Here is a 19,893-nt window from a genome sequence, read left to right as displayed (position 1 = left end):
GCAAGAAATTTGGCTTAAACGAAGTTGTATTTCTTGGAAGCAACGGAATTTTAAATAATAAAACTTTAAGGTTTAAAAACGAGCCAGCCAGACATAAGTTGCTTGATCTTTTAGGTGACCTTGCACTCGTTGGGGCTCCGATGAGGGCACAAATTCTTGCTGCAAGGCCTGGGCATGCAAGCAATATTGAGTTTGTGAAAAAGATAAGGAAACTTTATCTGCAGAAGAAGCTTGTCAAGAGGTATCAATTTGAGAAGAAGGAAGGTGTTGTCTTTGATATAAATGCAATTCAAAGAATTTTGCCACATCGTTATCCTTTCCTTTTCGTCGATAAGATAGTTGACTTCACGATGGGAGAGAAAATAGTGGGAGTTAAGAATGTGACTGGAAATGAATTTTTCTTCCAAGGCCATTTCCCGGGACATCCAATAATGCCGGGTGTTTTGATAATTGAGGGAATGGCTCAAACTGGAGGAATTTTGCTTTTGAATGGTGAGGAAAACATGGATGATAAATATGTTTATTTTATGGCTATAAAAGATGCAAAGTTTAGAAAACCTGTTTTTCCTGGGGATACTCTCGTTTTTGAAGTTGAGATGGTTGATAAGAGAAGTAAATATTGCACTATGCGAGGCAAGGCTTATGTGGACGGTAAGCTTGTAGCTGAAGCTGAGATGATGGCAGCTATCGTTACAAAAACCGAGTTAACATCTATTCAACAAACTTCCAAAGTGGAATCATGAGCACCTACATTGACCCTAGAGCTGTAGTCAGCCCGAATGCTCAAATCGGGGATAATGTTCGAATTGGACCTTTTACCGTAGTTGAAGATAATGTTGTGATCGGAGATGGAACGGTTATCGGTCCAAATGTTTTCATTGGATATGGGACAAGGATAGGGAAGAATTGTAAAATTTTCCACGGGGCTTCGATTGGTTCTATTCCGCAAGATTTAAAATTTAAAGGTGAAGAGACAACACTTGAAATAGGAGACAACACGATAATTCGTGAATTTTGCACACTTAACAGAGGCACAGCCCACTCGGGGAAAACTGTAATTGGTAGTAACTGTTTGTTAATGGCTTATGTGCATATCGCACACGATTGTGTGGTAGGTAATAATGTTATAATGGCAAATGCTGTTAATTTAGGTGGTCATGTAGTAGTTGAGGATTATGTTGTAATTGGCGGACTTGTTCCCGTTCACCAATTTGTTAGGATTGGTCAACATTCAATTGTTGGTGGGGGATGGCGCGTGCCGAAGGATGTTCCCCCTTATATAATGGCTGCACGAGAGCCGTTAAGGTTTGAGGGACTTAACATAGTTGGTTTAAGGCGGAGAAACTTTAAAAAGGAAACGATCGAAAAGATAGAAGATGCGTATAGGATAATTTATCAATCAAATCTTAATGTCTCGCAAGCCTTAAAAAAATTGAAAGAAGAATTTGAACTTATTCCTGAAGTTCAAAATATAATTAACTTCATCGAATCAAGTCAGCGAGGAATAATTAGAGGACCTTATGATCAGTAGAAAATGGCTATTTTTGAATACGGGTTTTCGTGATGGTGAATTTAATATGAATTTTGATAGAGGGCTAGCCCATCTTTTTGGCAAAGGTAAAATAAGGCCTGTGTTAAGAGTTTACGGATGGAAACCTTACGCAATCTCGATCGGATATAATCAAGATGAATCCGTTTTTGACATTGAGAAGATAAAAAAGGCAGGGTTTGATTTCGTTAGAAGACCCACTGGTGGCAGAGCTATACTTCATTCGGAGGAGTTAACATATTCAATAGTGGTGGATGGGGCTGGGAAAACAGTTCTTGAGGTTTATAATCTGTTAAGTCGGGGAATAGCAAAGGGATTGAGTTTACTTGGTGCGAAATTTGAACTTGAGGAGTCACAACCTAACTTTTCAAAAATTTACAAGCAATTTAGCTCCATTCCTTGCTTTGCAACTTCAGCCAAGTATGAGATACATTTTGCTGGTAGAAAAGTCGTTGGCAGTGCACAGAGAAGATATGGTGATGTTGTCCTTCAGCATGGTTCAATTTTGATCGGTGAATTTCATAAAAAGTTACCTGAATTCTTAAAGGTTGAGTCGCAAGATTTAATTGAGAAAATGAAATTGGAAATTGAAAGAAAAACGATTTGTTTAAATGAAATTTTAGGCCGTAATGTAAGTTTTGAAGAGGTGGCGGAGTCTTTGAAGAGAGGATTTGAGGTTGAATTTGGTATAAGTTTTGAAGAGATAAGCGAAACAAAGTTATTGGAAATGATTTTATGAGCCTGAATAAGGTGACGACAAAAACTTTGCTTGAAATGAAGAAGCGTGGTGAGAAAATCGCTATGTTGACAGCTTATGATTTTTTAATCGCTAAGCTACTTGATGAATCAGGGATCGATGTCATTTTGGTTGGCGACTCTCTTGGGAATGTTTTTCAGGGACATGAGACGACTTTGCCAGTTACCCTTGAAGATATGATATATCACACTAAAGCGGTGTGCAGAGGTGTTAAAAGAGCGATGGTAGTAGTTGATATGCCATTCCTTTCTTATCAAATAAATGTTGAGGAGGCAGTTAAGAATTGCGGAAGGGTTTTAAAGGAGACATGCGCAAGTGGGGTTAAGCTTGAGGGTGGAAGTGAGATTTCGGAGGTTGTCTACAAGTTGACAAGTGTTGGCATCCCTGTTATGGGTCATCTTGGTTTAACTCCCCAAAGCATTCATAAGTTTGGTGGTTATGATGTGCGTGGGGTTGAGGAAAGTGAAGCTGATAAAATTTTAAACGATGCGAAAACACTTGAATCGGCTGGTGTTTTTTCAATAGTCCTTGAAAAGATACCCTCAGAACTTGCGCGGAAAATCACTTCATCGGTTTCGGTTCCGACAATTGGGATAGGTGCAGGTCCATATTGCGATGGTCAAGTTCTTGTGGTTTACGATATGCTTGGATTGTTCGAAGAATTTAAGCCAAAATTTGTCAGAAGATACGCTGAACTTTCAAAAGTTATAAGAGATGCGTTTAAAAATTATATTTCCGATGTGAAAACTGGCAAATTTCCCAGCGAAAGTGAATCTTATTGATATTGGAACTTGCAATAGTTAAAATTTTGTTTTAAATTACAGCGAGTTGAAAACTTTAAATTTCTGCTATGGTTAGGAAGCTTTTACACATATTGATTTTGATTGTGTTCTTGATGGGAACCGTTCAATTTTCGAATGTCGTATCGATGTGCCAAATGAAAATGGGAAGTAAGTCATTTTATTCTTGTTTATGCGAAGTTAGGGAAGATGATTCTGCCTTGATATTGCAAGAAAAGATGCTATGCTGTTCTGCGAAGAAATTCGAGAAAGGGAATGTTCAAGATTTTGTGAGTTTTAAAAACGATGCCTTAAAGCTAATTTCAGTTCAGGTGAACTTAAAGTCTGAGATAATTCCTATTTCAAGCCTTATTGTCTTGCCGGTTCTTTATTTTCACCCCATTTCACCACCGAAACTTGACCTGCCGATATTAAATTCTTCCCTTTTGATTTAATTACTCCATTTGGCTATTTTTAAACCGATGGGTTCTTATAGAATAAGTTTTGCTCTAAAGGTGAGCCGTATTTTGTCTTTTTGTATTGGCTTTAAATAATTTCGTGATAAAAATTTCGAAAAGTAAAAATTTTGGAACTATGAAAACTTTAATTTTGCTGTGTTTATCTATCAGCATTGCCATTTCTCAAACACTTGATGATTATATTAAGATTGCTCTTGAGAACAATCAAGAATTAAGGGCGTATAAGCTTCAAGTTGAAGCTGCGGACAGAAAAATTAAGCAGGTGAGTACCCCGTCTGATCCAATGTTAATGCTTGGGATAATAAATTTGCCTACAAACTTTAGCTTTACGGCAGATATGATGACGATGAAAGAAATCGGGATCTCACAAATGCTGATGTATCCTGAAAAATACTCTCTGATGGGGAAGATGGCTGAAAAAGATTATGAGATAGCGAAGGAAATTTATGAATCAAAACGACTTGAGCTTATTGCAAGTGTTAAGATGCTTTATTTTGAAATTTACTATATGACAAGGGCGATCGAGATAACGAGAAGAAGTATTGACCTTTTGAGAGATTTTGTCAAAATAGCGTCGACGAGATTTGCAACTGGCCAAGGAATTCAGCAGGATGTTTTGAAAGCACAAGTTGAATTGTCAAAAATGATAGATGAACTAGTGAAAATGGAGACGGAAAGGAAAGATATGATAGCGCGATTCAATGCCTTGCTTTATAGGAAACCGATGGATTCAGTTTATGTCCCCGATGAAATGCGCTTTGTTGAATTTACGAAGGGCTTCGATGAAATCGAGAAACTTGCTTTTGAAAATAATCCTATGTTAATTGCTATGGGTAAAATGGTTGAAAAGGATAGAGTTATGAACCGGCTGGCAAGAAAGGAATTGATACCTGATTTTGAAGTTAAATTTTCATACGGGGTACGTTCGGCTATTGATCCGTCTGGGATGAAAGCGCTTGATATGTTAAGCCTTTCGGTTGGAATGAATCTTCCGGTATTCTTCTGGCGGAAGCAAAATTTGAAAATCCAAGAAACGGAAATTTCTATATCGCAATCTGAAGCAAAATATCTGGCGATGAAAAATGAGATTTCAAAAATGATTCAGGAAACACTTAACAAAATTGAAAAGAATGTTAGATTAATCGACCTTTATAAAAATGGTTTAATACCCCAAGCGACACAAAATTTAAATATTGGACTTGTTGGGTATCAAGTGGGGAAAATTGACTTTATGACCCTTGTCGACAACTTCATGTCTCTTTACAATTATCAAATCCAGTATGAAAAAATATTTTCGGATTATCATTCAAAACTTGCAGAACTTGAGATGATAACAGGAACGAGACTATTTTAAAAAATTTAAAAAATAAAAAATCGAAAAAGATGAACAAAAAGTATATTTTAATAGTCATTGCCGTTGCGATTATCTCCGTCTTTGTTGGGTATTCTCTTTCAAGATTGTTTAATTCTTCTCATGTGGAAAACCCTAAAAGTGAGATAAAGTCGGAGCGAAAAATTCTTTACTATAAAGATCCAATGCATCCGTGGATTACAAGCGATAAGCCTGGGAAAGCTCCTGATTGTGGAATGGATCTTGTCCCCGTTTATGAAGGAGAAGAGGAGTCCGAACCCGGAATTATCCGAATTGACCCGGCAATAGTTCAAAACATAGGAGTTAAAATTGAACCTGTAAAAAGAATGAGATTGACAAAAACAATAAGAACAGTTGGAAGGGTTGACTACAATGAAACAAAAATTACAGTTCTTACAACAAAGATTTCCGGATGGATAGAAAAACTTTATGTTGATTATACGGGTAAGTTTGTTCGCAAGGGTGAACCATTATTTGAAGTCTATAGTCCTGAACTTGTCACTGCACAGGAGGAGTATCTTAGGGCAATAAGTTACAGGGAAAGTGTTTCAGGTAGTAAAGATTCGTATATAATTGAGGGTGCAAATCTGCTTGTTGAAAGCGCTCGCAAACGACTTCTCTATTGGGATATAAGCGAGGAGCAAATAAAAGAGCTTGAAAACACGAAACAGGTCCGAAAAACATTAGTCTTTTATTCCCCTGTTGATGGTGTTGTCGTTGAGAAAAATGTTTTCCTTGGGACAAAGGTTGCGCAGGGTATGACTCTGATGAGAATTGCAGATTTGTCAACCGTGTGGATTTACGCTGATGTATATGAATATGAATTGCCTTGGGTGAAGGTTGGAGAAGAAGCTGAAGTTGAACTGTCCTATATTCCTGGGAAAGTTCTAAAGGGGAAAGTTGTCTATGTTTATCCTTTCCTTCAACCTGAGACGAGGACAGTAAAGGTGCGACTTGAATTTGAAAATCCTGGGTATTTGCTTAAGCCCGATATGTATGTAAATGTCAATATAAAGTCGAAAGTTGCTATTGATGCTTTAGTCGTGCCTGAACAATCTGTGATAAGGACGGGCAAAAGAGATATAGTTGTTGCAGCGCTTGGCGGTGGAAGATTTAAATCTATTGATGTTAAGCTTGGCGTTCTTGCTGACGGTTATTATCAAGTGCTTGAAGGTTTGCATGAAAATCAAAACATAGTTACATCGTCGCATTTTCTCATAGATTCAGAGAGCAATCTCAAAGCTGCACTTGCCGTATTGACTCATCAACATGGGAGCATGCTCCCAGAGGAGAAAGAAAAGGAAAAAGCGAAGGAGATGGTAGATTCAGGCAAACATAAACATGAGGAAGCAAAATCTGAAGTAGCGGGTGAGAAAAGTAAAAAACCTGAAAAGATGAAAGAACATAAGCATGAGGAAAGGAAAGAATTAAAGCGCGAATCCCATGAAGAGCATAAAGAGGAGAAAAAATCCGAAGCAGTGAGTAAAGTTATTGATCCTGTCTGCGGGATGGAGATAGAGCCTGACGAGGAGCTTTCGTATGTTTACAATGGGAAAAAGTATTACTTCTGCATGAAATCCGATATGGAAAAGTTTAAAAAGGATCCAGAAAAATATTTAAAACGAAAATAAGGTTTTAACCTATGCTTCAGAGAATAATTGAGTGGTCGGTGAACAATAAATTTCTTGTTATACTTGTTGTCATATTTGCGATCATTGCAGGAATTTACTCGATTCAAACGATTCCAATTGATGCTATCCCTGATTTAAGTGATGTTCAAGTTATAATTTATACCCAATATCCAGGTCAATCACCTGAAATTGTTGAACAGCAGATCACCTATCCGCTTACAACGGCGATGGTGTCAGTTCCAAAGTCAAAAGTTGTGCGCGGTTATTCGTTCTTTGGGTTTTCTCTTGTTTATGTCATTTTTGAGGATGGCACAGATCTTTACTGGGCGAGAAGTCGTGTGCTTGAATATTTAAATTATGCGATGAATAAGCTCCCAAAGGGTGTGGTTCCAGCTCTTGGTCCGGATGCAACCGGCGTGGGTTGGGTTTATATGTACGCGCTCGTGTCGGATAAAAGAGATTTGAGTGAGTTGCGCTCAATTCAGGATTGGTACCTTAGATATGCTCTTACAAGTGTTGAAGGCGTATCTGAAGTTGCAAGCATCGGTGGATATGTGAGAAACTACAGAATAACAATTGATCCTAATAAGCTTCTCGCATATAATATTCCGTTAAGCCAAGTTGAAATGGCGATTAAACGAAGCAATAATGATGTCGGTGGTGAAGTCATAGAGATGGGTGAGATGGAGTATATGATTCGAGGGTTGGGTTATATAAAGACAATCGAAGACATAAAACGAATTCCCGTTGGCGTGAGCAGAGCTTCTCAGGGAGCATCCAGAGCAATGGTTCAAATGCCTACGAGTGAATCCACTGGAATGAGTATGGGAAGTTCAAATATGGGCTCGGAACTTACACCTTCAACTGGAGAATCCACGCAAAATAGAATTTTCGGTGGAGGAACGCCGATTTACCTTGGGGATATAGCCACGATTTCAATTGAACCGATGATGAGAAGAGGGTTAGCGGAGCTTAACGGTGAAGGTGAGGTTGTTGGTGGTATCATTGTGATGAGGCATGGTGAAAACGCTTTGAAAGTTATTGATGGAGTTAAAAAGAAACTTGAGGAGTTAAAGGCAGGTCTTCCGGAAGATGTTAAGATTATAACTGTATATGATAGGTCTGAGCTGATAAAAAGATCGATTGCAACATTAAGGGAAAAGTTAATTGAGGAGTCAATTATTGTTGCCCTTGTTTGTTTGCTGTTCTTGTTTCATTTTACAAGTGGATTGGTGGCAATATTTACGCTTCCGACTGCAATTTTAATTTCTTTTATAATAATGAAGATCCAGGGGATAAATGCCAACATAATGTCTTTGGGTGGAATTGCTGTCGCAATTGGGGCAATGGTTGATGCTGCAATCATAATGATTGAGAATGCGCATAAACATCTTGAGCATGACTCTGGTAAGAAAGACCATTGGAAGATAATTCTTGATGCTTCAAAGGAAGTAGGTCCTTCGCTTTTTTATTCTCTTCTTGTCATTACAGTTTCATTTCTTCCAGTGTTTGCATTGGAAGCTCAAGAGGGAAGATTATTTAAACCGCTTGCATATACGAAAACATATTCAATGGCAGCAGCTGCCCTTCTTTCAATTACAATTGTCCCAATTTTAATGGGATATTTTATCAGGGGAAAAATCCCGCCTGAGGAGAAAAACCCTGTCAATAGATTTTTAATGAAAATTTATCATCCCGTTTTACATTTTGTCTTAAGGTTCAAATGGCTTGTTATAGTTGCAACTGTTATAATTTTGATTTTAACCTATATCCCATTTTCAAAAATTGGTTCAGAGTTCATGCCACCTTTGTGGGAAGGGGACCTTCTTTATATGCCGACAACTTTGCCTGGAATTTCAATTACCAAAGCAAGAGAAATTTTACAACAGACGGATAAAATTATAAAACAATTTCCGGAGGTTCATCATGTTTTTGGTAAAATTGGAAGAGCTGAAACTGCAACCGACCCGGCTGGGCTTGACATGGTTGAAACGACAATAATGTTAAAGCCTGAAAAAGAGTGGCGCCCGGGGATGACACCTGAAAAGCTTATAAAAGAAATGGATAAGGCACTTCAAATCCCCGGTTTGTCAAACGCTTGGACTATGCCTATAAAGACAAGGGTTGACATGCTTTCAACAGGGATAAGAACCCCGGTTGGGATAAAAGTTGCCGGTCCTGATTTGAAAACACTTGAAGAGATTGGAAAACAAATTGAGGCAGTGATAAGAAAAGTTCCAGGCACCGTTTCAGCCTATTCTGAGAGAATTCTTGGCGGAAATTATGTTGACTTTAAAATTAAAAGGGAAGAAGCGGCAAGGTACGGTTTAACAGTTGGGGATGTTCAGGATGTTATAATGACAGCGATTGGCGGAATGGAAGTCACGACGACAGTCGAAGGCCTTGAGCGATATCCTGTAAGCATTCGCTATCCGAGGGAGTTAAGAGATAATATAGAAAATTTGAAACGTGTTCTTGTCCCAACTCCAACAGGTGCACAAGTTCCACTTGGGCAACTTGCGGATATTGAAATTAAAAAAGGACCGATGGTTATAAGAAGTGAGGATACAAGGCCAAATGTATGGATTTATGTTGACTTCAGAGATTATGATGTTGGGACTTATGTGAGGATGGCTCAGCAAGCTGTGAAAGAAAATATCAAACTTCCACCTGGATATACGATAACTTGGAGCGGTCAATTTGAATATATGGAAAGGGCTAAACAGAAACTTTATTACATAATCCCAGCAACTTTGCTCATAATTTTCGTGATAATTTATTTGAATACAAGGTCAGTTACAAAAGTAATCATTGTTTTCCTTGCTGTTCCATTTTCACTTGTTGGCGCGATATGGCTTTTGTATATCCTTGGTTATAACATGAGCGTTGCTGTTTGGGTTGGAATAATTGCTTTAGCTGGACTTGATGCTGAAACAGGGGTTGTAATGCTTCTTTACCTTGATCTTGCTTACGAGGAATGGAAGAAGAAAGGTTTACTGAGAACGATTGGTGATTTAAAAGAAGCTATCTATCATGGTGCAGTGAAAAGGGTGAGACCGAAGGCGATGACCGTCTCCGCAATAATCGCAGGACTCTTGCCAATAATGTGGAGTCATGGAACAGGAGCAGATGTGATGAAAAGGATAGCTGCACCGATGGTTGGTGGGGTTGTTACAAGTTTTATACTCGAACTTATCGTTTATCCGGCAATTTACCTTATTTGGAGAAGCTGGAGCTTAAGAAAAGAAATTAAAACAGAAGAAACTCAAGAAAAATGAAAAATCAAAAAATTTTATTCCTGTTATCTTTTATCCTTCTTTTTACCCCGATGCGATCTCAGCACCTTCACGGTTCTGAAATGCAAAGCGCCCAACGGATTAAGGAAATCATATTTGGGAATTATCTCGCTAAAATTTATCTGCCAAAAATTGAACTTAATCGGGAATTTGAGCTGAAGGTTGAAATCGAAGACAAGGAAATGCATAACCTGCCTGAGGGCGTGAGAATATTTCTAAATGTAAACTATCTGGATGCAACACCTGAAGACAGCGTAGAGATTTCTAGAACAAAAGAGCTGGAAATGGTAAAGCCAGGGAAATATTTCTTAAAAGAGAAGTTATCTCGACCAGGAAGTTATGATTTAGTTGTAAAATTTGTGGATGAACAAACCGGTGTGGAAAAGGAGGTAATTTTTGAAGTTGAGCTCTTAAAACCTAAAAACTTTTGGAGCTCAATGATGGATATGCATGGAACTATGATGTATGGAGCGATTGGCATTGCGGTTATGATAATTATGATGGCAATTAAATTTATTTTTTAAAGTAAAAATCAAAACAAAAAAGGAATAGTGGTATGAAAAGTAAAATTTTTCTCTCAGTTTTTGTAAGTATGCTTCTTGCGTTAAATTCAGTCTTTGCACAACAACAGAAAAAAGCAGAGGAAATCTTCAAGGATCCTAAAACTACGGATGAAATTTTAAGCTACATTGTGAGCAACCATGGACTTATGATGAAACTTTTAGACAAAGCCATGGCTGATGAACATGCAAGGGATATGATAGCGGAGCATGTTATGTCTTATGCCGAGAAAGATACCGCAATGGGTGAAAGTATGTGCAAGATGATGATGGGTAGTAAGAAAATGATGGAGATGATGAAAAAGATGGAGCAAGAAAAGGAGGGGATGATGGAGAAGAAAGAAGAGATGAAAAAAGAAGAACACAAGCATAAGGAGCATATGCATTAAACTTCTACCTCGCGCCCCTGGGATTAACTTCTGGGGCGCGGGGTTTTAAAAAAATTTTTAAAGAAAAGATAAATTAGGGAATTATATGACGCGCATTTTTTCGGTGTTTATTCTAATGCTTATAATCTCCATTGCTGCTTTTGCTCATGGAAAAGAAAGGCATGATAAAAAAGATACATTAAAAACAAATGTTGATACTTTAAAGACAATTCAGAATGTTCAACCGTATAAAATTAAATTATCTGAAAATCTACTTGAGCATGTTCATAACAAGATAGTTCACTTTCCAGTTGCTTTTGTTGTTGCAGGGTTCATACTTACCATCCTAGGATTTAAGTGGGACAAGTTTTCAAGCTCAGTTAATCTCTTGATTTTCTTTGCTGGAGTATTTGCAATCGCAGCGTATTTAACTGGAGTTTTACAAGAGTCTGCGTTTGAAGATACATCAAAGGAGTGGGTAGTTGAAACACATGAGACGCTTGGAATAGTGACGGCAATTTCGATATGGGTATGGTTTTTATTCTTAAGTGTCAAGAGATTAAAAAGATTCTCTTGGCTTATAGGTCTTATCACTTTTGTTTTAGTTTTGGTCACTGGTTTTTACGGTGGTGTTCTTGCACATGGTTAATTTTTGGTTCAAGGAGTTTGCTCTTTATAACTTGACTTAAAAATAATCAAGTGAGGTGAACAATGAAGTGTAAAAACTGCGGTGAGGAATTATATCGAGGCGAAAAATTTTGCCATAATTGCGGAACTAAAATTGAAACAGCACATAATTTCTGCGTTAACTGTGGTTCAAAACTTGAGATTAAAGACAAATTTTGTTCAACTTGTGGTCATCCCGTCGAGTTGGGTGATTTTGAGTTATCTGAGAACATACAAAAGATTAGCAAGCCAAGAAAAATAAAATATCGTTCGGCATACAGCTTTCAAAATGACAAGATAGTTAAAATTATATTCACCAGTGTTATTTCATTTGTGGTCTTAGTTTTACTTATTTACTTTTACACAAATTATGGGGCAAAAAAGCAAAAGGTTAGCTCAAGTAAAGTTGCATCAGTAAATGTTTCATCGGAGGTGGAAGCGAAAGTTTATGAAGTTTCATCAAAATTTACATGTGGGTGTGGTCAATGTGGCAACCTACCTTTAGAAACTTGTGACTGTACATATGCAATCCAAGAGAAAAATTTTATAAGAGAACGGTTACTTAAAGGTGAAACGGTTGATGACCTTATAATTACTGTAAATCAAACTTATGGAAATATCAAACCTGAGTTTAAAGATAAATTCGGAACAAAGCTTGAGTTAAAACTAAAATAACGGAGGTAAAGATGTCTGTAAATTTCTGTCCAAATTGTGGAGAGAGGATAAAAGTTGAGGCAAACTTTTGCTCAAACTGTGGATATAAAATTGCTGAACTCAAAAAAGCTTCTTCTGACATTCAATCTGAAGCTAAACAGCGTGAGCCAAAGTCTGATTTCAAAAGCAAGCGAGATAAAATACTTGATGGCGGTAAGAGCAAGAAATCTAGAAATTTGAGTGTTTATTTGCTATTGTTAATTATCATCGGTTTCATGATTTTTATGGTTTATAACTCACTACCTTCATATAAAAATCCTGTGATAGAAGCACAGCCTAAAGTCACATCTAAGGTTAGTTATAGTAATGTTAATCTGCGGATGTTTGACATTAAACCAGAGGTTAGGAATGGGAAAATAATTGTTCCACTTGATATAGTTGTTGAGAAAAAACTTGTTGGCTTTCAGTATGTAAAAGGAAACATCAAAGTTCCTTTGCTTGCTTACATATCCCCTGAGGGCAAACTTGTAACTGCTGTAAGTATTTGTGAGCCGTGCAATTCCGAGAGATTTTATACCGAGGAAGACGAAATTGTTTGTAATGCTTGTGGGACGAGATGGCGTCTTAAAAATCTTGAGGGCATAAGCGGAGCTTGTCAACAGTATCCACCTGATCCAATACCAAGTACTATAGTTGGGAATGAAATTCAGATAGATGAAAGCATCGTGATAAACTGGAGGCGAAGAATTTAAAACAAATTTTGAAGTTGTATGAAGCTATACAGCATTTCGATTAAAAATCTTTTAAGGCATAAATTAAGAACATTTCTTCTTCTATTTGTCCTTGTCCTTGCCATCTTTACTTTCGTTGTTTTAATAACGATATCAAGGGTTGTAAATGAAAACTTTGCAAAACAGCTTGACGAATATGGTGCAAACATCCTTGTAACTCCGAAATCAAATAGCTTATCCATTACTTATGGTGGGATGATGATCTCATCTGTTGAATATGAGAAAAATGAACTAAGGGAAGATGACATATTAAAAATTCGAACAATTAAAAACAGAGAGAATATAAGTGTTGTTTCGCCAAAGCTTATTGGCATCGTGAAGGTAAATGTAGGATCGAATAGTTTAATGAAAAGTGCGATAATTTGTGGGGTTAATTTTGAAAGCGAATTTAAGCTTAAAAAGTGGTGGAAAATTTTGGGGAGGAAACCTTCGGGCAAGGATGAAGTAGTAATTGGAAGCGAGGTAGCACGATCGTTTAATTTAAAAATCGGTGATGTCGTAAATATTGAGGCTCAGGTTTTTAAAGTATCTGGAATACTTGAGGAGACAGGCTCTCAAGACGATTTGATGATCTTTGCTGATTTAAGGAGTGTTCAAGATTTGTTGAAAAAACATGGAACCATAACCCTTGCAGAAGTTGCAGCGCTTTGCTATAATTGCCCAGTGGAAGAAATAGTGAGGCAAATATCTGATGTTTTACCAAATGCTAAGGTGACCGCTATAAAGCAATTAGTGGAGTCAAGAATGGAGGTGATGCATAGATTTGGTAAATTCTCTTTTGGGATATCAGGTATAATTCTCTTGATAAGCGCTTTAATAATTTTTACCAATATCCTCGCTTCAGTAAATGAAAGGACGAAAGAAATAGGCATACTCAGAACCATTGGTTACAAACAAAATCACATCATGAGAGTTATTTTAACTGAGATCCTTGTGATAAGTTTTGTTTCTGGTTTGCTTGGGTATTTACTTGGTTGGGGTGTATCAATGATTGTTTCACCTATACTTTCTGGGACAACTAATGTTAAGGTCAGTTTTGACTGGATTTTGTTTATTCTTTCGATCTTTATTTCTCTTGGAATTGGTATCATTGCTGGGATTTACCCAGCAACCAAAGCTTCAAAGATCGACCCAATAGTAGCTTTAAGGGCACTTTAAAAATTAAAAGATTTGCGAAAAAATGAATCTATTAGAACTTAAAAATGTTACAAAACATTACTTAACGGGTTCGGAAGTCGTTAAGGCGTTGGAGGATGTAACGCTTGAGGTTAAATATGGGGAGTTCGTTGTAATCATGGGACCATCGGGTTCGGGCAAGAGTACCTTGTTGTCTATAATTGGGGGATTAAATCGTCCAACGAGTGGAACTGTCGTTGTTGATGGCATAGATATTTACAGTTTAAGTCAGGAAAAGTTAGCTGATTTCAGGCGTGAGTATATTGGATTTGTATTTCAATCCTTCTATTTAATTCCATATTTAACTGTGCTTGAAAATGTGATGCTTCCCCTTATTGTTACAGATTACACGAAGGAGCAAAAAATAGCCAAGGCTAAGGAAATTCTTGAAAGGGTTGGTTTATCTTCAAAAATGAAACGTTTCCCCGACGAATTAAGTGGTGGGGAGCAACAACGTGTTGCAATCGCTCGAGCTCTTGTTAATGAACCACTATTAATCCTTGCAGATGAACCAACTGGAAACCTTGATAGCCTAACAGGAATTGAGATAATGAAGTTATTTAAGGAATTGAACGATAGTGGAAAAACAATTATAGTTGTAACGCATAATCCGGAGAACGCAAAATTTGCTGATAGATGTGTTTATGTTAAAGACGGCAAATTATTGGGTATAGAAGTTCTGCCATAGTTTTGTTTTTACTTTTAAATTTTTTACCTTTATTAAGATTAAAAATAAAAGCCTGAGAGATCATGATGTCACATAACTCATTTGAAGGTATTATAATCCTACAACTAGAACTTTACATTTCCCTCTTCCTTAAATCCTCACAATGTTCCTCTCTTTGTTGTCCCCGATAGCTACTTTTCTCATTTTCCTCATATTTTTTCAGTGGTAAACCCCGAAGCGCGTTTTTCTAATTTTCTTCATAATGTTAAGAATTTAAAACAAAAATTTCACGGATCGTTATGAATTACCATCAAAACATACTTGAGTTAATCGGCAATACTCCGCTTGTTAAGTTAACGAGGGTCACAGCTGGGATAAAGGCAACTATATTAGCCAAGCTTGAATTTATGAACCCTGGGGGAAGCGTTAAAGATAGGATAGCTGTATATATGGTTGAGAAAGCAATCAAAAACGGATTACTAAAACCCGGCGGGACGATAATTGAGAGCACATCTGGAAACACCGGGATAGGATTAGCTATGTATGCTGCGGTAAAGGGATTTAAAGCCATTTTTACGATCCCTGATAAGATGAGCCAAGAGAAAATAAACCTTTTAAAAGCATTCGGAGCCGAAGTTATTGTTTGTCCGACGAATGTACCTCCAGATTCCCCCGAAAGTTACTATGAGGTAGCAAAAAGACTCGCCAAAGAGACACCAAATTCTTATTTTGTAAATCAATATCACAATGAGGATAATGTTGAAGCCCACTACATGACGACGGGACCAGAGATATGGACTCAAACGAGTGGAAGAATCGATTATCTTGTTGCGGGTGCCGGCACTGGAGGAACAATATCAGGAGTGGGGAAATTCTTAAAGGAAAAAAATCCAAATGTTAAAGTTATAGCGGTTGATCCAATAGGTTCTGTGTATCACGATTGGTTTAAATATAAAAAACTTATAGAGCCAAAGATTTATATGGTTGAAGGTATTGGGGAAGATATGTTGTGTGAGACGATGCATTTTGAAGTTATTGATGATATAATTCAGGTAAGTGATGCTGAAGCGTTTTATATGGCACGTAAACTTGCAAGGGAAGAGGGAATACTTGCTGGAGGTTCAAGTGGTGCAGCGGTTCACGCAGCAATTAAAGTAGCTCAAAGTTTACCCGAGGATAAAGTTGTTGTGGTTATACTACCTGATACGGGCAGGAATTACATAAGTAAAATATTTAACGATGAATGGATGAAAGAAAAAGGTTTCATCGATTAAAAACTAATAAATTAATTTTGCTATGAAATTCGAAACAAAAGCAATCCACATAGGTGAAGAGCCAAATTTGGAGGAGGGAGGCACAGGTGATGTTGTAATTCCTATCCACCTTTCCTCTACTTTTGCAAGAAAAGAAGTTGAGAAACCAACACGAGGTTATGAATATTCAAGAACCGGAAACCCCACAAGGGATGCTCTTGAAAAGAGATTAGCAGCATTGGAAGATGCCCAATTTGGGCTTGCCTTCTCATCGGGAATGGCAGCTGAGACAGTTTTAGCTTTAACACTGTTAAATTCAGGTGACCATGTCGTGGCTTTTGATGATCTCTATGCTGGGACGAGAAGATTGTTTGATATTTTAAACAGAAATTTCAAAGTTGAATTTACTTATGTTGATGCACGCTATCTAGAAAATGTTGAAACTGCGATAAAGCCAAATACAAAGTTGATATGGTTGGAAACACCAACAAATCCTTTGATGAAATTATGCGATATAAGGGCAATTTCTGAGATCGCCAAAGAAAAAGGAATTTTAGTTGTAGTTGATAATACATTTGCTACGCCATATTTTCAAAAACCTCTCAAACTTGGTGCCGATATAGTTGTTCATAGCACGACAAAGTTTATAAATGGACACAGTGATTCAGTTGGTGGTGCTATAATGTTATCAAATGAAGAAATTTATGCAAAGTTAAAGTTTAATCAGAATGCGATTGGTGCGATACTTTCTCCATTTGATAGTTATCTTGTCTTAAGAGGGATAAAAACTCTTGCAATAAGAATGGAGAAGCATAATGATAATGCGATGAAAATCGCTACATATCTTGAATCGCATTCAAGAGTTAAAAAAGTGAACTATCCAGGGCTTAAAAGCCACCCTCAATATGAATTGGCAAGAAAACAAATGTCTGGATTTAGCGGTGTGTTATCTTTTGAAATTGATGGTGGAATTCGGGAGGTCAAAAGATTCTTAGAAAATTTAAAAATTTTTTCAATAGCAGAAAGTTTAGGTGGGGTAGAATCTTTAATTGAGCATCCAGCAACTATGACCCATGCTTATCTATCAAAGGATGAAAGGGAGAAAATAGGCATCACAGATTCTTTGATCAGAGTTTCAGTGGGATTGGAAAATGTCGATGATTTAATCGAAGATTTAGATAATGCGTTTAAGCATGCTTTTTAAAGTCCAATTAATTGACGAAATTAAAAATAAAATCCAAAATGAATTACCAAAGAATTAATCCTATCGCCCTCGGAGTTGGGCTTGGGGTCATTGAAGGGCTTGCGATTTTTGCAGCTACAATTATTCTTTTTTTACAAGGTGATAGGGGAAGCGCGTTCTTGAGCAAGTTATTCCCATTTTATACCATTAGTTTAGCGGGTGCATTTATTGGATTAATTGAAGGGTTTATTGATGGATTTATCGGTGGAGTTATACTGGCTCTGGTTTACAATGCTATTTTAAAACTTCGCAAAGATTAATTAAAAAGGGCGTCTGATCGACGCCCTTAGTTTTTTTACTTCCCTCCGAACGGAAATACAAACGATACCCTTGGTTCAACCCGTTTTTGAACTTCGTACTTCGTTTGATCACCAACTCTTATAGGTTTGAATGTCCATTGGTAAAGCATGCTTATAACAATATATTTAACTGGTTTATACCCAACCTCTGCATACAAAAGGGAGCGTTCATCAAGTCTGAAAGCATCCCCAAAGTTTTTTATATTCCTCCGATCGTATCCAGCATCAAATACGATTGTTGGCAAAACTTGTGGAAATTCAAGGTCTAAGTGCAAAGTTCCACTTTCAGGTGTCGCATCAAGTTGTTGATAACTTCCAAGGATTTGTAACTGTCCAAGAATGGTGAAAATTAACTCTCCATAAGTGCCTGCTGTCTTTTTTGCGAGCTTTAGATTTTGCAACTTACTTGTTGCGTTGACTGTATCTCTTAGGTTAAACCTCTCAACTTCATAGAAGTAGTTGAAATAGCTTGGTAAGAATTGATCTCCAAAATTCCTTCTTTCAATTTTTGCACCGATATTTAAGAGACCAAGTCCTCTAAATTCAAAATTGCTTCCGTATGCAATTCCGCTGCCGTAGTTTAAGAACTTAACATAATCAAAATAAACATCCCATCCGAAAATTTTTGTCTTTACAATTGGAAGTCCAATATCAAAGCCAATAACATCAGGTCTTTCCCAGTCTTGAACTATTTCCCTTTTGACGGGGTCATAATGAGCAATCGCGCTCTTGTCGAGGTCAGTTGCATAAGTTGCTCCAAGTTCAATGCTTCCAATTATTGGGATATTGCCAGCAGGTGTAAATTTAAGAGGTCTAACATATCCTCTAACTCCAAAAACACCAACTTTCTTCAAATCACTGATGACGGATTCAAACCCAAATTTTCCAAAGTCAACATCAAACTCAAGCCCAACTTTTCTGTCGTCATAGCTTGCGTTGTTTTTGTAGTAATAAACGATGGTTCCATGTCCCAATCTTGCGTAATCTAATGCCCCAAGTCGTGCGTAAAGTGGCTCGCCTTTTAAACCATATCTTACATATCTTATCGCCCTTAAGAAGTCATAGGGCTCATTCCAATCTTCGTTTCTTATTTTTCCATCATTTACGCCAATTCTTAAATTTACATCAAGACCAACCCCAATTTTTCCAAATGCGATTTCGGGCGAGATGTTGAGCAAATAATACGGTTTCCCATCAAACCATGAAAGTCCAATTCCACCTGAAAATTCGCCCGTTGTTTGGGGTTTCTGTTGAATTGGTTCCCTTTGAACTCTGCGTTGGGAATACGCAGAGGTTAACAATGTTATGGCAAGTAGTAAAATTACCGTTTTTTTCATTTTGATCTCTCCTTTTTTTATTTTTGGTTTTTATCCGAAAACTAATTTACAAATAAAAAATGCAGTAAGCAAGCCTGCTATGTCCGAGATCACACCTGCGATCACAGCGTGTCTTGTCTTTCTTATATTTACAGAACCGAAGTAAACCGCAAGGACATAGAAGGTTGTTTCTGTGCTTCCATACATTGTTGAAACTAAAAGCCCAAGGAAGGAATCAGGTCCGTGCGTTTTCATTATCTCTGTCATAATCCCAAGAGAACCACTTCCTGATAAGGGACGCATCAAAGCCATTGGTAAAGCTTCCGCTGGAAAACCAATCAAGTTTGTCAAAGGGCTTAAAATTGCAACAAGGACATCCATCGCTCCACTTGCCCTGAAAATTCCAATTGCAACAAGCATCGCAACAAGATAGGGAATTATTCTAACAGCGACGTTAAATCCTTCTTTTGCACCTTCGACAAATGATTCGTAGACTTTGACTTTTTTCGCAAAGCCATAGATTAAAAAAGTAAAGATCACAAAGGGTATGGCTACGATTGAAATTATGTTCATTATTTCCTTGAAACTCATCCTTCCACTTCCTTTTTATTTTCGTTGTTTTCTTCGAGTTCCTTTTTGAAGATTTTAAGGCGTTGGAGTATTTTAGCGGCGGTTACCCCTGCAATTGTTGCGGCGAATCCACCGACAATTGTCGTGCTTATTATTGCAGCGGGATCACCTGAACCAAGCGCAGCTCTTACGGCAATTGCTGTTGCTGGAATTAAGGTCATTCCGCTTGTATTTATCACAAGGAATGTTACCATTGAATCACTTGCGGTATCTTTTTTCGGATTAAGTTTTTGGAGTTCTTCCATTGCTTTTAAACCAAGTGGAGTTGCAGCGTTTCCAAGTCCAAGCATATTCGCTGAGATGTTCATTATGATTGCGCCTATTGCTGGATGTTCGGGAGGGATATCGGGAAAGAGTCGTTTTGTCAATGGCTTTACAATCTTTGCCAATAGGTTTATCAAACCAGC

20 protein-coding genes and 1 pseudogene are annotated in these 19,893 nt (G+C 37.5%); 18 read left to right on the top strand and 3 right to left on the bottom strand.

All coding sequences use genetic code 11. The features are described from left to right. The 18 genes and pseudogenes from fabZ to AWW78_RS06565 form a co-directional block, all read left to right on the top strand. On the top strand, window positions 1-743 hold a 743-nt coding region (gene fabZ / locus AWW78_RS06650), incomplete at its 5' end, for a 3-hydroxyacyl-ACP dehydratase FabZ (RefSeq protein WP_047134663.1). Further along, complete coding sequence (lpxA, locus tag AWW78_RS06645; protein WP_047134662.1) at window positions 740-1,531, top strand: acyl-ACP--UDP-N-acetylglucosamine O-acyltransferase; 792 nt, start codon at window positions 740-742, stop codon at window positions 1,529-1,531. The genes fabZ and lpxA, both read left to right, overlap by 4 nt. Continuing rightward, on the top strand, window positions 1,521-2,288 hold the full coding sequence (locus tag AWW78_RS06640) for a lipoate--protein ligase family protein (RefSeq protein ID WP_047134661.1): 768 nt from the start codon (window positions 1,521-1,523) through the stop codon (window positions 2,286-2,288). Before lpxA ends, AWW78_RS06640 begins: the two co-directional genes overlap by 11 nt. Beyond that, window positions 2,285-3,088: a 3-methyl-2-oxobutanoate hydroxymethyltransferase gene (gene panB / locus AWW78_RS06635; protein ID WP_047134660.1), complete on the top strand. Its 804-nt coding sequence runs from the start codon at window positions 2,285-2,287 to the stop codon at window positions 3,086-3,088. Before AWW78_RS06640 ends, panB begins: the two co-directional genes overlap by 4 nt. Before the next feature lie 68 nt (window positions 3,089-3,156). Beyond that, window positions 3,157-3,540 carry a hypothetical protein gene (locus AWW78_RS06630; RefSeq protein ID WP_047134659.1) on the top strand — a complete coding sequence of 128 codons (384 nt, stop codon included), beginning with the start codon at window positions 3,157-3,159 and terminating at the stop codon, window positions 3,538-3,540. A 139-nt stretch (window positions 3,541-3,679) separates the two neighbouring features. Beyond that, window positions 3,680-4,918, top strand: coding sequence for a TolC family protein (locus AWW78_RS06625; protein WP_047134658.1), 1,239 nt, complete (start codon window positions 3,680-3,682; stop codon window positions 4,916-4,918). Window positions 4,919-4,947: 29 nt separating this feature from the next. After that, window positions 4,948-6,567 carry an efflux RND transporter periplasmic adaptor subunit gene (locus AWW78_RS06620; protein ID WP_075426169.1) on the top strand — a complete coding sequence of 540 codons (1,620 nt, stop codon included), beginning with the start codon at window positions 4,948-4,950 and terminating at the stop codon, window positions 6,565-6,567. An 11-nt stretch (window positions 6,568-6,578) separates the two neighbouring features. After that, on the top strand, window positions 6,579-9,845 hold the full coding sequence (locus tag AWW78_RS06615; RefSeq protein ID WP_047134657.1) for an efflux RND transporter permease subunit: 3,267 nt from the start codon (window positions 6,579-6,581) through the stop codon (window positions 9,843-9,845). Then, window positions 9,842-10,387 carry a hypothetical protein gene (locus AWW78_RS06610; protein ID WP_047134656.1) on the top strand — a complete coding sequence of 182 codons (546 nt, stop codon included), beginning with the start codon at window positions 9,842-9,844 and terminating at the stop codon, window positions 10,385-10,387. Before AWW78_RS06615 ends, AWW78_RS06610 begins: the two co-directional genes overlap by 4 nt. Window positions 10,388-10,419: 32 nt before the next feature. Further along, window positions 10,420-10,812, top strand: a complete 393-nt coding sequence (locus tag AWW78_RS06605; protein WP_047134655.1) for a hypothetical protein — start codon at window positions 10,420-10,422, stop codon at window positions 10,810-10,812. A gap of 85 nt (window positions 10,813-10,897) precedes the next feature. Continuing rightward, window positions 10,898-11,440 carry a DUF2231 domain-containing protein gene (locus AWW78_RS06600; protein ID WP_047134654.1) on the top strand — a complete coding sequence of 181 codons (543 nt, stop codon included), beginning with the start codon at window positions 10,898-10,900 and terminating at the stop codon, window positions 11,438-11,440. A 62-nt stretch (window positions 11,441-11,502) separates the two neighbouring features. Next, window positions 11,503-12,132, top strand: coding sequence for a zinc-ribbon domain-containing protein (locus tag AWW78_RS06595; protein ID WP_047134653.1), 630 nt, complete (start codon window positions 11,503-11,505; stop codon window positions 12,130-12,132). A gap of 11 nt (window positions 12,133-12,143) precedes the next feature. Further along, window positions 12,144-12,863, top strand: coding sequence for a Fe-S-containing protein (locus tag AWW78_RS06590; protein ID WP_075426168.1), 720 nt, complete (start codon window positions 12,144-12,146; stop codon window positions 12,861-12,863). A gap of 18 nt (window positions 12,864-12,881) precedes the next feature. Next, window positions 12,882-14,060: an ABC transporter permease gene (locus tag AWW78_RS06585; RefSeq protein WP_047134652.1), complete on the top strand. Its 1,179-nt coding sequence runs from the start codon at window positions 12,882-12,884 to the stop codon at window positions 14,058-14,060. A gap of 22 nt (window positions 14,061-14,082) precedes the next feature. Next, window positions 14,083-14,766: an ABC transporter ATP-binding protein gene (locus AWW78_RS06580; RefSeq protein ID WP_047134651.1), complete on the top strand. Its 684-nt coding sequence runs from the start codon at window positions 14,083-14,085 to the stop codon at window positions 14,764-14,766. Between the two features lie 278 nt (window positions 14,767-15,044). Then, window positions 15,045-16,010, top strand: a pseudogene (locus AWW78_RS06575) (PLP-dependent cysteine synthase family protein); the annotation flags it as partial. A gap of 31 nt (window positions 16,011-16,041) precedes the next feature. Further along, entirely contained in the window at window positions 16,042-17,202 is a 1,161-nt protein-coding gene (locus AWW78_RS06570) for a trans-sulfuration enzyme family protein (protein ID WP_047134649.1), read from the top strand. Window positions 17,203-17,240: 38 nt separating this feature from the next. Then, a complete protein-coding gene (locus tag AWW78_RS06565; protein ID WP_047134648.1) occupies window positions 17,241-17,501 on the top strand; it encodes a hypothetical protein in 261 nt (86 codons plus the stop codon). A gap of 35 nt (window positions 17,502-17,536) precedes the next feature. Here the strand turns inward: AWW78_RS06565 and AWW78_RS06560 are convergent, their stop codons facing one another. The 3 genes from AWW78_RS06560 to AWW78_RS06550 all read right to left on the bottom strand — a co-directional run. Further along, entirely contained in the window at window positions 17,537-18,877 is a 1,341-nt protein-coding gene (locus tag AWW78_RS06560) for a hypothetical protein (RefSeq protein WP_047134647.1), read from the bottom strand. 30 nt (window positions 18,878-18,907) lie between these two features. Continuing rightward, window positions 18,908-19,447 (bottom strand): spore maturation protein, encoded by a 540-nt coding sequence (locus AWW78_RS06555; RefSeq protein ID WP_047134646.1) that lies wholly within the window; start codon window positions 19,445-19,447, stop codon window positions 18,908-18,910. Then, window positions 19,444-19,893: nucleoside recognition domain-containing protein (locus AWW78_RS06550; protein ID WP_047134645.1), on the bottom strand; the 450-nt coding region annotated here is incomplete at its 5' end. The genes AWW78_RS06555 and AWW78_RS06550, both read right to left, overlap by 4 nt.

It is taken from the genome of Candidatus Kryptonium thompsonii (assembly GCF_001535985.1).
GTDB lineage: Bacteria > Bacteroidota > Ignavibacteria > Kryptoniales > Kryptoniaceae > Kryptonium > Kryptonium thompsonii.
Note: the sequence above shows the minus strand (reverse complement) of the source record. Positions and strands in the feature narration are given on the sequence as shown.

Bases quoted from the DNA above. Each gene is read 5' to 3' on its own strand.
- lpxA (WP_047134662.1), top strand. From the start codon at position 740: ATGAGCACCTACATTGACCCTAGAGCTGTAGTCAGCCCGAATGCTCAA.
- AWW78_RS06640 (WP_047134661.1), top strand. From the start codon at position 1,521: ATGATCAGTAGAAAATGGCTATTTTTGAATACGGGTTTTCGTGATGGT.
- panB (WP_047134660.1), top strand. From the start codon at position 2,285: ATGAGCCTGAATAAGGTGACGACAAAAACTTTGCTTGAAATGAAGAAG.
- AWW78_RS06630 (WP_047134659.1), top strand. From the start codon at position 3,157: ATGGTTAGGAAGCTTTTACACATATTGATTTTGATTGTGTTCTTGATG.
- AWW78_RS06625 (WP_047134658.1), top strand. From the start codon at position 3,680: ATGAAAACTTTAATTTTGCTGTGTTTATCTATCAGCATTGCCATTTCT.
- AWW78_RS06620 (WP_075426169.1), top strand. From the start codon at position 4,948: ATGAACAAAAAGTATATTTTAATAGTCATTGCCGTTGCGATTATCTCC.
- AWW78_RS06615 (WP_047134657.1), top strand. From the start codon at position 6,579: ATGCTTCAGAGAATAATTGAGTGGTCGGTGAACAATAAATTTCTTGTT.
- AWW78_RS06610 (WP_047134656.1), top strand. From the start codon at position 9,842: ATGAAAAATCAAAAAATTTTATTCCTGTTATCTTTTATCCTTCTTTTT.
- AWW78_RS06605 (WP_047134655.1), top strand. From the start codon at position 10,420: ATGAAAAGTAAAATTTTTCTCTCAGTTTTTGTAAGTATGCTTCTTGCG.
- AWW78_RS06600 (WP_047134654.1), top strand. From the start codon at position 10,898: ATGACGCGCATTTTTTCGGTGTTTATTCTAATGCTTATAATCTCCATT.
- AWW78_RS06595 (WP_047134653.1), top strand. From the start codon at position 11,503: ATGAAGTGTAAAAACTGCGGTGAGGAATTATATCGAGGCGAAAAATTT.
- AWW78_RS06590 (WP_075426168.1), top strand. From the start codon at position 12,144: ATGTCTGTAAATTTCTGTCCAAATTGTGGAGAGAGGATAAAAGTTGAG.
- AWW78_RS06585 (WP_047134652.1), top strand. From the start codon at position 12,882: ATGAAGCTATACAGCATTTCGATTAAAAATCTTTTAAGGCATAAATTA.
- AWW78_RS06580 (WP_047134651.1), top strand. From the start codon at position 14,083: ATGAATCTATTAGAACTTAAAAATGTTACAAAACATTACTTAACGGGT.
- AWW78_RS06570 (WP_047134649.1), top strand. From the start codon at position 16,042: ATGAAATTCGAAACAAAAGCAATCCACATAGGTGAAGAGCCAAATTTG.
- AWW78_RS06565 (WP_047134648.1), top strand. From the start codon at position 17,241: ATGAATTACCAAAGAATTAATCCTATCGCCCTCGGAGTTGGGCTTGGG.
- AWW78_RS06560 (WP_047134647.1), bottom strand. From the start codon at position 18,877: ATGAAAAAAACGGTAATTTTACTACTTGCCATAACATTGTTAACCTCT.
- AWW78_RS06555 (WP_047134646.1), bottom strand. From the start codon at position 19,447: ATGAGTTTCAAGGAAATAATGAACATAATTTCAATCGTAGCCATACCC.